General features: G+C 73.1%; 14 protein-coding genes. 5 read left to right on the top strand and 9 right to left on the bottom strand.

What is annotated here, in order from left to right; all coding sequences use genetic code 11:
• Positions 1-32 precede the first annotated feature (32 nt).
• A complete protein-coding gene (locus ACN260_RS26790; RefSeq protein WP_422753610.1) occupies positions 33-635 on the top strand; it encodes a hemerythrin domain-containing protein in 603 nt (200 codons plus the stop codon).
• Between the two features lie 54 nt (positions 636-689).
• On the opposite strand, the gene ACN260_RS26795 is transcribed toward ACN260_RS26790, so the two are convergent.
• From ACN260_RS26795 to ACN260_RS26805, 3 genes are all read right to left on the bottom strand, one after another.
• Positions 690-923, bottom strand: a complete 234-nt coding sequence (locus ACN260_RS26795) for a ferredoxin (protein WP_422753611.1) — start codon at positions 921-923, stop codon at positions 690-692.
• Positions 924-943: 20 nt separating this feature from the next.
• Entirely contained in the window at positions 944-2,152 is a 1,209-nt protein-coding gene (locus ACN260_RS26800; protein ID WP_422753612.1) for a cytochrome P450, read from the bottom strand.
• A gap of 186 nt (positions 2,153-2,338) precedes the next feature.
• On the bottom strand, positions 2,339-2,521 hold the full coding sequence (locus ACN260_RS26805) for an antitoxin (RefSeq protein WP_422753613.1): 183 nt from the start codon (positions 2,519-2,521) through the stop codon (positions 2,339-2,341).
• 222 nt (positions 2,522-2,743) lie between these two features.
• Between ACN260_RS26805 and ACN260_RS26810 the strand changes: the two genes are divergently transcribed.
• A complete protein-coding gene (locus tag ACN260_RS26810; RefSeq protein WP_422753614.1) occupies positions 2,744-3,910 on the top strand; it encodes an AI-2E family transporter in 1,167 nt (388 codons plus the stop codon).
• Positions 3,911-4,027: 117 nt separating this feature from the next.
• Here the strand turns inward: ACN260_RS26810 and ACN260_RS26815 are convergent, their stop codons facing one another.
• Positions 4,028-4,684 (bottom strand): dienelactone hydrolase family protein, encoded by a 657-nt coding sequence (locus ACN260_RS26815; protein ID WP_422753615.1) that lies wholly within the window; start codon positions 4,682-4,684, stop codon positions 4,028-4,030.
• Between the two features lie 126 nt (positions 4,685-4,810).
• On the opposite strand from ACN260_RS26815, the gene ACN260_RS26820 reads away from it, so the two are divergent.
• From ACN260_RS26820 to ACN260_RS26830, 3 genes are all read left to right on the top strand, one after another.
• On the top strand, positions 4,811-5,203 hold the full coding sequence (locus ACN260_RS26820; RefSeq protein WP_422756838.1) for a MerR family transcriptional regulator: 393 nt from the start codon (positions 4,811-4,813) through the stop codon (positions 5,201-5,203).
• Positions 5,173-5,520 (top strand): thioredoxin family protein, encoded by a 348-nt coding sequence (locus ACN260_RS26825; RefSeq protein ID WP_422753616.1) that lies wholly within the window; start codon positions 5,173-5,175, stop codon positions 5,518-5,520. The genes ACN260_RS26820 and ACN260_RS26825 overlap by 31 nt, the downstream gene beginning before the upstream one ends.
• A 97-nt stretch (positions 5,521-5,617) precedes the next feature.
• The gene (locus ACN260_RS26830; RefSeq protein WP_422753617.1) at positions 5,618-5,797 is read left to right on the top strand and encodes a hypothetical protein; all 180 of its coding nucleotides are present in this window, start codon (positions 5,618-5,620) and stop codon (positions 5,795-5,797) included.
• 63 nt (positions 5,798-5,860) lie between these two features.
• On the opposite strand, the gene ACN260_RS26835 is transcribed toward ACN260_RS26830, so the two are convergent.
• The 5 genes from ACN260_RS26835 to ACN260_RS26855 all read right to left on the bottom strand — a co-directional run bounded on the left by ACN260_RS26835 (position 5,861) and on the right by ACN260_RS26855 (position 13,256).
• Entirely contained in the window at positions 5,861-8,233 is a 2,373-nt protein-coding gene (locus ACN260_RS26835) for a glycoside hydrolase family 65 protein (RefSeq protein WP_422753618.1), read from the bottom strand.
• Entirely contained in the window at positions 8,230-8,979 is a 750-nt protein-coding gene (locus ACN260_RS26840; protein WP_422753619.1) for a beta-phosphoglucomutase family hydrolase, read from the bottom strand. The genes ACN260_RS26835 and ACN260_RS26840 overlap by 4 nt, the downstream gene beginning before the upstream one ends.
• Positions 8,980-9,038: 59 nt before the next feature.
• Positions 9,039-9,506: a DUF4442 domain-containing protein gene (locus tag ACN260_RS26845; protein WP_422753620.1), complete on the bottom strand. Its 468-nt coding sequence runs from the start codon at positions 9,504-9,506 to the stop codon at positions 9,039-9,041.
• Between the two features lie 135 nt (positions 9,507-9,641).
• Positions 9,642-10,946, bottom strand: a complete 1,305-nt coding sequence (locus tag ACN260_RS26850; RefSeq protein ID WP_422753621.1) for an ABC transporter ATP-binding protein — start codon at positions 10,944-10,946, stop codon at positions 9,642-9,644.
• A 135-nt stretch (positions 10,947-11,081) separates the two neighbouring features.
• The gene (locus ACN260_RS26855; protein ID WP_422753622.1) at positions 11,082-13,256 is read right to left on the bottom strand and encodes a bifunctional glycosyltransferase/CDP-glycerol:glycerophosphate glycerophosphotransferase; all 2,175 of its coding nucleotides are present in this window, start codon (positions 13,254-13,256) and stop codon (positions 11,082-11,084) included.
• Positions 13,257-13,259 lie beyond the last annotated feature (3 nt).

The following is a 13,259-nucleotide window of genomic DNA, read 5'->3' on the forward strand; positions in this document are numbered from 1 at the left end:
CGATCCGTCCGCAACCGGTTAGGGGCACCGAGATGAGCGACCTACAGGCCACCACGGCTCGGGACGTGGTGGACGTCCTGACCGCCGACCACCACGAGATCGAGGCGATCTTCGTGGAGCTGGAGAACCCGCAGGGCACCGCCGGGCACCGCCGCCGGCTGGCCGACGTGCTGATCGCCGAACTGGTCCGGCACGCGGTCGCCGAGGAGATGTACGTCTACCCGACCGCCCGCCGGGCCCTGCCCGACGGCGACCAGCTCGCCGAACACGAGATCGCCGAACACGCCGCCGCCGAGCGGACACTGAAGGAACTGGAGCCGCTGGACCCGTCCGACGCCCGCTTCGAGCCGTTGATCAGCCACCTGGCGAAGACCATCCGGCACCACGTACGGGAGGAGGAGTCGGAGCTGTTCCCCCGGCTGCGGGCGGCGGTCGCCCACGAGGAGCTGGTGGAGCTGGCCGACCGGGTGCTGGCGGCGAAGGGGCACCTGCCGACCCGCCCGCATCCCGGCGCACCGGACCACCCACCGGCGAACCGACTGCTCAACCCCGGCGCCGGGCTGATCGACCGGATCAGGGACACGCTGAGCGGGCGACCGACCAGCCGGGCCGAGCTGCACGACGGGCAGGACTGACCGTCGCCGGTGGTCACCTCCGGGCACCCCGCCGGAGGTGACCACCGCGTCCGGTCACGGTTGCGGGGCGACCCGGCTGCCGTCCGCCGCGTCGGACACCACGATCGCCTCCATCGGGCAGGACTCGGCGGCGTCCAGCACCGCGTCCGCCGGGTCGATCCGTTCGGCCACCGGCCGGGACAACCCCCCGTCCACCAGGACGAAGTGGGCCGGGGCGTAGCTCGCGCAGATCCCCGCCCCGATGCACCGGGTCGGGTCCACGTGCACCCGCCAGCCGCTGTCCCCCATCAGCTCCACCGTTCCTTTCGCTACCAGTTGACGGGCAACGCCGTCAGACCCCGGACGAGTAGGCCGCTCTTCCAGGTCAGTGCCGCCGGGGGCACCGCCAGCCGCAGGCCCGGGGTGCGGGTCAGCAGCGTCTCCAGGACCACCTGGAGTTCCATCCGGGCCAGTTGGGCCCCGATGCAGTGGTGCGGGCCGTGCCCGAAGGCGAGGTGCGGGTTCGCCTCCCGGTCGAGGACGAGCCGGTCGGCGTCGGGGAAGACGGTCTCGTCCCGGTTGGCCGAGTGGATGGAGACCAGCACCGGTTCCCCGGCGCGGACCAGCACCCCGCCGAGTTCGACATCCGTCAGGGCGTACCGGGCGAACGCGGAGGTCGCGCCGAGCGGGATGAACCGCAGCAGTTCCTCCACGGCGGACGGCACCAGGGACGGCTCGTCGAGCAGCCGCTGCCAGACGTCGGGCTCGGTGAGCAGGACGTAGACCAGGTTGGGGATCTGGGTCACGGTGGTCTCGTGGCCGGCGGCCAGCAGGCCCGCCGCCAGCCGCACCATCTCGTCCTCGGTGAGCCGGTCGGCGTTCTCGTCGCGGGCCCGGACCATCGCCCCGATCAGGTCGTCGGTGGGGGTCACCCGCCGCTTCGCGACCAGCCCCGCCATGTACGACAGCAGTTGGTCGAGGTAGCTCTCGGCCACCTCCGGCCGCAGCGAGGTGGTCGACACGATCGCCTCGGACCAGGTGTGGAACCGGTCCTGGTCGGCGACCGGCACCCCGAGCAGGTCGCAGATGACCCGGATCGGCAGCGGGGTCGCGAGGTGGGCGACCAGGTCGGCCGGTGACCCGGCGGCGATCATGCCGGCGACGAGTTCGTCGGCCAGTTCGCGGGTGCGTGGACGCAGTTCCTCGACCCGCCGGGCGGTGAACGCCTTGGCCGCCAGCCGACGCAGCCGGCTGTGCTCGGGCGGGTCCATCCCGAGGATGCCGGACTCCCGCTGGTAGGGGACGCTGCGCGGCTCGTCCCGTCCGACGGCGGCGGCCCGGCTGAACCGCGGATCACCCAGCACGGTCCGCACGTCCGCGTGCCGGGTGGCCAGCCAGGCCGGCTCCCCGAACGGGAGTTGCACCCGCACCAACGGTTCGTCGCGGCGCAGCCCGGCGTACCGGGGGTCGACGTCGAGCCGGTGCGGATCGCTGAACGGATACGGCCGGGCCTGCGTGGCGTGCGTTGTCTCGGTCACCGGGGATGCTCCCTCTCGTCGACGGCCCGCGGGCTCGCGCGCCGACCCACTCCACACGACTCCACGGTGAGTCATGCCCCGAGTGCGGATAGTAGCGAGAGTCCTCGATGGTTACCAGAGGTGATCAGTCCTTGACACGACGCTGCCGGGCCGCCCCGGTCGGGCGGCCCGGCAGTGAGGAACCGGTCAGCGGCCCTGGTCGCCCTCACCGGTGTGCGCCTGGATCGCGTCGACGCCCTTGTCGATCTGCTCGTCGTACCTGCCGCCGGTCCGCTCGTCGGCGTAGTCACCGGCCTTGTCCAGACCCTGGTCGACCTGCTTGTCGTGCTTGTCCGCGAAGTCCTTGACCTTGTTCAGGAAGTCGCTCATGATGTCCCCTCCTCGTCTGCTGTCCGCTGCGTTCCCCCACCACCCGGGCGCAAACACCGCAGCGCGGCCGCGGTGGGCGGACCGGGGCGACGTCCTGCCGGCGGCACCGTCCGGGGACGACCGTCCTGAACGGAACCCGGTGGCCGGCACGGCGTTGAGCCACCGGGTGTCGCGGCCGACCCGGTCGGGTATCGACCCCGCCGAGACCGAGGAGGAACCGACGTGGTCGAGGACGGTGCCGGGCGGACGCCCGAGGTGACGGCTGCGGGTGCCCGCCCCAGCCCACGGCAGGCCTGGGCGGCGCTGCCCTGGCTGGTCCGCACGGCGGTGGTGTGGAGCGCCTGCCTGGTGGTCGTGGTGTTCGGCTGCTACCTGCTGGGCCGGGTGGCGGTGCTGCTCGCGCCGCTGGCGATCGCGGTGGCCGTCACCCTCTTCCTCACCGCGCTGCTCGACCCGGTGCTGCTGGCCCTACGCCGGCTGCGGGTTCCGGCCGCGCTCGCCGCGCTGTTGAGCGTCCTGCTGCTGCTCGGGGTGCTGGTCGGGGTGGGGGTGCTGGTGTGGAACCTGACGGCCGCCCAGTTCGGTGAGCTGAGCCAGCAACTCGACGAGGGGCTGCAACGCTCCCGCGACTTCGTCACCGGGACCCTGCCGGTCAGTGACGCCCAACTCGACAAGCTGATCGGGCAGGTCCGCGACGGGCTCGGCGGCAGCGCCCCCGACCCGGTCGGCGGGGCCCGTACGGCTGCCGAGGCGCTGGGCTCCACCCTGCTCGCCCTGGTGCTGCTGTTCTTCCTGCTCAAGGACGGCCGGTCGATGTGGCACTGGGTGCTGCGCCGGATGACCGGACCGAACCGTACGGTGGCCGCCGAGGCGGGCCGGGTCGGCTGGCGCACCCTCGGCTCGTACAGCCGGGGCACGATGATCATCGCAGCCATCGACGCGATCGGGATCGGGCTGGCGCTGGTGCTGCTCGGGGTGCCGTTGGCGCTGCCCCTGGCCCTGATCACCTTCCTCGGCGGGTTCGTGCCGATCATCGGGGCGACGGTGGCCGGCGCGGTGGCCGTCCTGGTGGCGTTGGCCGCGAACGGGCCGACCACGGCGCTGCTGGTGCTGGCCGCGGTGATCGCCGTCCAGCAGGTCGAGGGCAATCTGCTGGAACCGTTGGTCATGAAGCGGCAGGTGCAGTTGCACCCGGCGGTGATCCTGGTGGTGGTCACGGCGGGCACGCTGATCGCCGGCATCGCCGGGGCCTTCGTCTCGGTGCCGATCGCGGCGGTCGCCTACCGGGTGGTCGACACCGTCCAGCGGCACCGGGAGCAGGTCGCCCCGACCCCGCCTTCCGACCGCCCCCACCACCGCCGCGACGAGCCCCCCGCCACCCCCGCCTGAGCCCCGCCCCGTCCGCCCGCCCGCCCGTCCGTCCGTCGCAAGGGGGGCGATGTTGCGGTGTCTGAGCGCTCGGATACCGCAACATCCCACCCCTTGCGCGTCGCCCTGCCGAGCCGGTCAGGCGGGGACGGGTAGGTGGTGGGTGAACCAGTCGGCGGCGGCGTCGGCCACCTGGTCGAGCGTGCCGGGTTCCTCGAACAGGTGACCGGCGCCGGGCACCACGCGCAATTCGTGCGGGGCGACGAGCACCTCGGCGGCCTGCTCGTTCACCGTGATCACCTGATCGTCGAGGCCACCCACCAGCAGTAGCGTCGCCGCGCGTACCCCGGACAGGGCGGGGCCGGCCAGATCCGGCCGGCCACCCCGGGACACCACTGCGGCGACCCGCTGCGGGCGGGCGGCGGCGGCCACCAGGGCGGCGGCGGCCCCGGTGCTCGCCCCGAACAGGCCGACCGGCAGCCGGCCCAGCGCGGGTTCGGCGGCGAGCCAGTCGAGGGTGCCGGTGAGCCGGTCGGCCAGCAGGTCGATGTCGAAGCGCCACTGCGCGGTCCGGGCGTCGACCTCGTCCTCCTCGGCGGTGAGCAGGTCCACGAGCACGGTCACCAGCCGGCGACGCTGGAGCACCCGGGCCACCGCCACGTTGCGCGGGCTGTGCCGGGAGCTGCCGCTGCCGTGGGCGAAGAGCACCACCCCCGTCGCGTCGTCCGGCCCGTCGACGTCCGCCGGCAGCCTGACCTGCCCGAGCGACACCGTCGCCTCCGCACGTACCCCCATGGTGGTCGCCCCTTCCCGCTCGCCGGCCGGTGGCGGTTACCCGCCCGGGGGCCACTCTCACCCGTTGCCTTGACACCGGCGACAAGGTCTAGCGTGACGCCGGGAGACGCCGCCGGGGAGGTCGGGATGCTGATCGGCGAACTGGCGCAGCGGGCCGGGACGAGCACCCGCACGCTGCGGTACTACGAGACGCACGGGTTGGTCCGGCCGCGCCGCTCGGCCAACGGCTACCGGGTGTACGACGAGGCCGAGCTGCGGGTGGTGCACGAGATCCGGGCGCTGCTGGCGGTCGGCTTCGGCCTCGACGACATCCGGCCCTTCGTGGCCTGCCTGCGGGCCGGCCACGCCTCCGGGGACGTCTGCCCCGACTCGGTGGCGGTGCTGCGCCGCAAGCTGGCCGAGGTGGACGCCTACCTCGACCGGCTCGGCACGGTCCGCCGCCGGTTGCACGACCAGCTCACCCAGGCCATCGCACAACGGGAGGAAACATGCCTCAGGACACGGCGGCGCACCGGTTGACAGCCGTCACCGACGCCACCTTCGCCGAAACGGTGCTGGCCGCCGACCGGCCGGTGGTGGTCGACTTCTGGGCCGACTGGTGCCCGCCCTGCGTCGGCACCTCCCGGCACCTCGCCGAGTTGGCCGAGGAGTTCGGCGACCGGCTGCGGGTGGTCGCCCTGGACACCGACGCGAACCCCGACACCACCCGGGCGTACGGGGTGATGTCGCTGCCCACCATGCTGGTGTTCGTCGGCGGGCAGGTGGCCGGCTCGATCGTCGGCGCCCGCCCCAAGAACCACCTGCGCCTCGCCTTCGCCCGCCACCTCGACACCTGACGCCACCCGCGCCCGGCGGCGGTTTGCGGTGGTTTCCGGCGGGAAGACGCGCGGGACACCGGCGCAGCCGCGCCGCGCACGGATCACGAGGTTCGCCATGGCCAAGCGGAAGGCACGTCAGCAGACCCGGACCATCGAGCAGGACCGCCCCGAACCGGACGCCGGGCACGAGCCCGACTGGGCGGACGAGGCGGCGCAGGCGCGTACCCCCGAGGACCCTCGGGCCGTCGCCCCGCGCGACGCCGTAGGCCGGCCCTCCAACGGTCCCCAGTTCTGACCTGCGGCTCAGTCGGGGGCGGCGGGTCGTCGTCGCGGGTGCGACGGCGACCCGCCGGCGGGGTCAGCCGGGGGACTCGGGCAGGCGCAGCAGCGGAGCCCGGCCGGGCGGCTGCTCCGGTGCCGGGCCGCTCCCGTGGCGCTGCGGCACCGGCACGGTCACCGGCGCGGCGGAGGTGACCCGCACGGTCTCGCCGTGGTGGCGCAGCTCCACCACCGTGTCCGGGCCCCCGTTACGCAACGAGTACGTCGTCTGGTGCGGCCGGACGTCCACCCGCAGCCGCATCCCCCGCCACTGCAACGAGAACTCCAACCGGCTCAACCGGCTGGACAGCCGGGGGGCGAACGACAGCTCGCCGTCGTGGTCGCGCAGCCCGCCGAACCCGGCCACCAACGCGATCCAGGCCCCCGCGAGCGACGCCATGTGCACGCCGTCGCGGGTGTTCTCGTTGAGGTCGTGCAGGTCCATCAGCGCGGCTTCCCGCAGGTAGCTGTGCGCCAGCTCGGGCTGGCCCACCTCGGCCGCGAGCACCGCCTGGGTGCACGCCGACAGGGACGAGTCCCGCACGGTACGCCGCTCGTAGTAGAGGAAGTTGCGCAGCTTCTGCGCGTCGGTGAAGGCGTCCCCCCGCCAGTGCATGGCCAGCACCAGGTCGGCCTGCTTGACCACCTGCTTGCGGTACAGGTCGAAGTACGGGTAGTGCAGCAGCAGCGGGTACTTCTCGGTGGGGGTGTGCGCGAAGTCCCACTCCTGGAGCCTGGTGAACCCCTCCACCTGCTCGTGCACGTCGAGCCCCTCGTCGTACGGAATGTGCATGGCGGTGGCGGCGTCCCGCCACTCGGCCGCCTCCTCCTCGGAAACCCCCAGGTCGAGGGCTTCGTCACGCAGGCGCATCGCACAGTCGGCGGCGGTGAGCAGGTTCCGCTGCGCCATCAGGTTGGTGTAGACGTTGTCGTTCTTGACGGCGGTGTACTCGTCGGGGCCGGTCACCCCGTCGATGTGGAACCGGCCGTACCGGTCGTGGTGGCCCAGGGAACGCCACAGCCGGGCCGTCTCCACCAGCAGTTCCAGGCCGATGTCCCGTTCGAGCTGCTCGTCACCGGTGACCAGGACGTAGCGGCGCAGCGCGTCGGCGACGTCGGCGGCGATGTGGAAGGCGGCGGTGCCGGCCGGCCAGTACGCCGAGGACTCCGGCCCCTCGATGGTGCGCCACGGGAAGGCCGCGCCGGCCAGGTTCAACGTCCGGGCCCGCTCCCGGGCCTGTTCCAGGGTGGCGTGCCGCCAGTACAGCGCGTCGCGGACCGCGCCCGGCTGGGTGTACGTCAACACCGGCAGCACGAACATCTCGGTGTCCCAGAACGCGTGCCCGTCGTAGCCGGGACCGGTCAGCCCCTTGGCGGAGATCGGCCGGCGTTCCGCCCGCGCACCGGCCTGGAGCACGTGGAACAGTCCGAACCGGACGGCCTGCTGCACCTCCGGGTCCCCCTCGACCCGGACGTCGGCGGCGTCCCAGAACCCGTCGAGGTATTCGCGCTGCTCCCGGTGCAGCCCGTCCCAGCCGGTCAGCCGGGCGGCGGCGAGCGCCGCGCCGACCTGGTCGCGCAGCGCGGGCAGCGAGCGTCGGCTGGACCAGCCGTACGCGAAGTACTTGACCACCCGCATCGTCTCGCCGGGCTGGAGCACGCAGCCGATGGTGGTCCGGACCCAGTCCTCGTAGCCCTCGGACTCGAGGGTGGTCCTGCCCGGGGCGTGCACGTCGTGGCCCATCCCGGCGGCCACCCGCAACCCGCTGACCTTGGTGCGGTGGATGAGCAGCCCGCCGTCGTCGGTGGTCAGTTCCTCCTCGGCCTGCAACGGGGATTCCAGCACGGCGGCGACCCGGGGGTCGCGGCTCTGCGCCGGCAGGTTCTCGTTGGCGACCAGCTCGGACTGGAGGATCAGCCGCAGCGGGCCGCTGACCGCCTCCACCTCGTAGTGGATCGCGGCGACCGACCGTTGGGTGAAGGAGACCAGCCGGGTGCTGCGGACCTTCACCTCCCGGCCGGCGGGCGAGCGCCAGTGCATCTCCCGGTGCAGGGTGCCGGCCCGCAGGTCGAGGACCCGCTCGTGGCTGAGCAGCTCGCCGTAGCGCAGGTCGAGGGGTTCGTCGTCGACCAGCAGCCGGATGAGCTTGCCGTTGGTGACGTTGACGATCGTCTGCCCCGACTCGGGAAAGCCGAACCCGGCCTCCGCGTACGGCAGCGGACGCAGCTCGTAGAACGAGTTGAGGTAGGTGCCGGGCAGTCCGTGCGGCTCACCCTCGTCGAGGTTGCCGCGCAGCCCGATGTGGCCGTTGGAGAGCGCGAACACCGACTCGGACTGGGCCAGCACGTCCATGTCGAGGCGGGTCTCCCGGATGTGCCACGGCTCGACCGGATAGGCGCGTTCCCGGATCATGCGGCCGGCCCGCCCAGCAGCTCGGCGAGATCGGCGACGACCACGTCGGCGCCGTGGGCGCGCAGCTCGTCGGCCTGACCGGTCCGGTCCACCCCGATCACGTGCCCGAAGCCGCCGGCCCGGCCGGCGGCCACCCCGGCCAGCGCGTCCTCGAACACGGCCGCGTCGGCGGGGTTCACCCCGAGCAGCTCGGCGGCGGCGAGGAAGGTGTCCGGGTGCGGTTTGCCGCGCAACCCCTCGGCGCGGGCGACCAGCCCGTCGACGCGTACCTCCAGCAGCGGTTCCAGGCCGGCGGCGGCGACCACGTCGCGGCAGTTGGCGCTGGCCGAGACCACCGCGCGGCGCAGCCCGGCCTGCTCGGCCGCCTTCAGGTAGGCCACCGACCCGGGGTACGCCTGCACGCCGTCGTGGCGGATCCGGTCCAGCAGCACGACGTTCTTGCGGTTGCCGACCCCGTTGACGGTCTCCGCGTCGGGCGGGTCGTCGGGGCTCCCCTCGGGCAGGGTGATGCCCCGGGAGGCGAGGAAGGAACGCACCCCGTCGGCACGTGGTTTCCCGTCGACGTAGCGGCGGTAGTCCGGGCCGGGGTCGAACGGCCGGAACGGTTCGCCGCCGGCGTCGGCGTGCCGGCGCAGCAGGTCGTCGAAGGTCTGCTTCCAGGCGGCGTTGTGCACCTTCGCGGTCGGGGTGAGCACGCCGTCGAGGTCGAAGAGGCAGGCGGTCACATGAGCAGGTAGGCCCAGCACGCTACGAATCTATCCACCGCCCGACCCGGCCAAACCCCTTTACCCACCCGCCACGCGGGTCAGCGGTTGGGGCGCAGCGTCCACAGGACGGTCATGGTGGCGGTGACGGTGCCGTCGGGGGTGCCGATCTCCACCGCCACCGGGAACTCGGGGCGCTGCCCGGCGTCCAGCTCGGCGAGCACCTCGGCCGGGGGACGACCGAGCCGTGCGGTGGCCCGCACCTCACCCATCGCCACCCGCCGGTAGGCGATGTCGGCCCGGACGGCCAGCGGCACGGCCCGGTCCAGGACATGCCCGAACGCGGCCATCACCACCGCGCCGGAGGCGGTCTCGCCGAGGGTGAACATGGCCCCGGCGTGCGGGCCGCCGACGTGGTTGTGGGTGGCCGGCGTGTCGGGCAGCCGGACGACCGCCCGGACCCCGCCCTCGGCCTCGGGCGCGACCTCGACGATCTCGAAGCCGAGGGTGCGGGCGAACGGGACGGCCCGCAGCACCCCGGCCGCCACCTCCCGGGAGTCAACGGTCATACCCCCGACGTTACCCGTGGGTAAACACCCCGCCAAGCCCCGGCACAATTCCCGCAATGTCGCTGGAATTGCGGCATCGGGACCTGTTGATACCGCAATTCCAGCGACATTGCGTCGCACCGGGCAGGGACTCGATCAGCGCCAGCCGACGTCGATCCGGTCGCCGCGTTCGTCGAAGAAGTGCAGGGCGTCCATCCGGACCGCGACCGCCATCGGGTGCCCCGCCGAGATCGCCGGGTACGGGGCCAGCCGGACCGCCAGTTCGGCCGGGCGGCGGTGGTGCCGGCCGGGGTCGTTCAGCACGCTGGTGCGGTTGCCGCCGGGCGTCCGGTCGACCTCCGCCGGGTCGGTGGCCCGCCCGGTGAGCCGGGACATGACCTGGCCGAACCGGCGCAGCCCACGCTGACCCGGGACCGCGTCCTCGGCGGGGGCGCTCATCTCGTCGACCATGATGGCGGTGGCGCCGATGTCGAGGAAGGCCAGCGACTCGTGCCCGTGGTGCTCCAGGTAACGCACCCGGCCCTGGAGCACGTCGCCGGGGGTGTCCGGGGCGACCGGGGTGAGCGCCTCGGCCCGCATCCCGACCACGATCCGCTCGCCGTGGTAGTGCGCCACCGCCCGGCTGCGGATGTCGTCCCAAGGCAGGTAGAGCGCCTGGTCACCGAGGGTCAGCGTGACGTACCGGTCGAGGTGGACGTAGACCGACGCCTCCAGCAGGTTCATCCGGGGGCTGCCGAGGAAGGCGGCCACGTAGAGGGTCGCGGGCCGGCCGTACACCTGGGTGGGGGTGCCGACGTCCTGGAGCACGCCCTTGCGCATGATGGCCACCCGGTCGGCCATGGTCAGCGCCTCGGCCTGGTCGTGGGTGACGTAGATGGTGGTGACGCCCAGCTCGCGGGTCAGCGCGGAGATCTCGGCACGCAGCTCGGCCCGCAGCCCGCTGTCCAGGTTGGACAGCGGCTCGTCCATCAGGAACAGCCCCGGACGGCGGACGATCGCCCGACCCATCGCGACCCGCTGCCGCTGGCCGCCGGAGAGCTGGCTCGGCTTGCGGCCGAGCACGTCACCGATGCCGAGCGCGCTCGCCACGTCCTGCACCCGCTCACCACGGGGCACCGGCTCGACCCCGGACAGCTTGAGCGGGAAGCCGATGTTGTCACCGACGGACATGTGCGGGTAGAGCGCGAAGTCCTGGAAGACCATGGCGATCTTCCGGTCGCGCGGCGGCAGGTCGTTGGCGACCTCACCGTCGAGCATCACCGCGCCGGAGGTCGGCTCGGCCAGGCCCGCGATCATCCGCAGCACGGTCGACTTCCCGCAACCGGACGGGCCCAGCAGGACCATGAACTCCCCGTCGACGACGTCGAGACTGACGTTGTCGACGGCAATTGTCCCGTCCGGGAATACCTTTGTGACGTCCTTCAGCGCGACGGTGGTCACCGTCTCCTCCCCCAGCTTGGCCGAACCCCGGGGTTGACTGTGACGAGCATCATCGGGTTAGCACATCGGGTAAACGTGCCATGTTCGGCTGATGACAGCCCTATTACGGGCCAGTACGGCGATCCGCCCGGATCCTCACCCTGATTCGCCGAGGAACACCCGCCGGACCACCCGTTCCGCCGCGTGCCCGTCGTCCCAGCCGCAGAACCGCTCCCGGAACGCCCGACGGGCCCGCTCGGCCGACTCCCCGGTCACCGCGCCGGAGCGGAAGACCTCCCGCAGTTCCTCGAAGGTCAGCGCGACCGCGCCCGGTGGCTCGGCGGTCACGTCGAAGTAGACCCCCCGGGCCAACCGGTAGGCGTCGTGGTCCGGCGCGTAGATCACGATCGGCCGGTCCAGCACGGCGTAGTCGAACATCGCCGACGAGTAGTCGGTGACCAGCACGTCGGCGGCCAGGTAGAGGTCCTCCACGGTGCCGACGTCACTGACGTCGACCACCCGTCCCCCGGCCCGCCGCCGGACCCGGCCCTCCCGGTCGTGGAAGTAGTGGCTGCGCACCAGCAACCGGCCGGCCGGCCCGAGCACGTCCAGCAGCCGGTACGGGTCGAACGGCGGCCGGTAGCCGGGCAGGTGCTCGCGGTGGGTCGGCGCGTAGAGCACCACCCGCTCGTCCGGGGCGATCCCCAGCCCGGCCCGGACCGCGCGCACCTCCTCGGCGGTGGCGGTGACCAGCCGGTCGTTACGCGGATAGCCCACCTCCAGCCGGACGTAGTCCGCCGGGTAGGCGCGGTCCCACATCTGCGTGGAGAAGGCGTTGGAGGTGATGCTGTAGTCCCACCGGTCCACCCGGCGCAGCAGCCCGGCGAAGTCCATCCCGACCGCGCCGAGCGGATACCGCTGCTGGTCCAGCCCCATCACCTTGACCGGGGTGCCGTGGTGGGTCTGCACGTGCACCTGGCCGGGACGCTTGCGCACGAAGTCCGGGAAGTTGACGTTGTTGACCAGCCAGCGGGCCCGCGCCAGCGCCCGCTGGGCGTCGCGGGTGCCGGCGACGACGTACTCGGTGCCGGGCGGGAGGGTGTCGACCCGGTCCCGCCGGACGATCCACACCCCCCGTACCTGCGGGGCGAGCCGGCGGGCGGCGGCGTCGATGGCCGCCGGGTTGCAGGCGTAACCCCGGTACCAGTAGGCGGCGTAGACGGCCAGCGTCGGGTCGATCGGCCGGCGCAGCTCGGCCCGGTAGTACTCGTGCAGCAGCGCGTCGCGGGCCAGCCGGGCGGTCCGCCGGGCCACCGGCCGGACCCGCCGGCCGGTCACCCGCGCGGTCTCCCGCGCCTGGTTGACGGCGCGCAACGCGCTGAAGGTGTGCCACCGGCCGGCGGCGACCAGCCGGTGCTTGAGCCCGTCCCCGCCGTCCGGCACCGGGTAACCGCCGGGCGGGCGCAGGCGCCGGTGGTCGGCGGTGATCCGCTGGAAGAACGCCTGCCGCAGCGCGGGCGCGATCCGGTCGCCGTTGCCGAGCACGGTCAGGTAGTGCCAGATCATCCGCTCGAACACCAACGGGCGCAGGCCGGCCAGGTCGGGTCGCCCGTCGAGGAAGGCGAACACCCGGTTCCACTGGTCGAAGACCTCGAAGTGCCGGCCGTCGAGGGTCCGGGTGATCGCGCCCGCCCGGCGCTGCCGGTAGTGCACGCAGACCCGGTCGAGCACGCCGATCCGCCCGGCGGCCAGCAGCACCGGGTAGCTGAACGCGACGTCCTCGTACCAGCCGGGGGCGAAGCGCAGCCCGAGACCGGTCAGGAACTCCCGACGGACCACCCGGTTCCAGGCGGTATGCAGCAGGCGCAGCGCCTCGGGCCGCTCCGCCAGCCGGAACGTCGCCGCGCCGGGCGGGTCGCCGAAGACCTCCGGCAGGGCGCTGCGGGTGGCGCGCTCGTCCCAGTGCACCCGGACGTGGTCGACCAGCAGCACGTCCGGGCGGGTGCCGGTGAGCCGGTCGGCTACCTCGGGCAGGCAGTCGGGGGCGAGCCGATCGTCGCCGTCGAGGAACCAGACGTACTCGCCGGTGGCCCGGTCCAGCCCGACGTTGCGGGCCGGACCGAGCCCGACGTTGCGCGGCAGGCGTACCGCGCGGACCCGGGGGTCACGGGCGGCGTACTCGTCGAGGATGTCGCCGCAGGCGTCCGGGGAGGCGTCGTCGACCCCGATCACCTCGATGTCCCGGTACGGCTGGTCGAGCAGCGAGTCGAGGCACTCGCGCAGGTAGCCCTGCACCCGGAAGGCCGGTACGACGAAGCTGATCAGCGTCATCCG

It is taken from the genome of Micromonospora sp. WMMD708 (assembly GCF_049315245.1).
Classification (GTDB): domain Bacteria; phylum Actinomycetota; class Actinomycetes; order Mycobacteriales; family Micromonosporaceae; genus Micromonospora; species Micromonospora wenchangensis.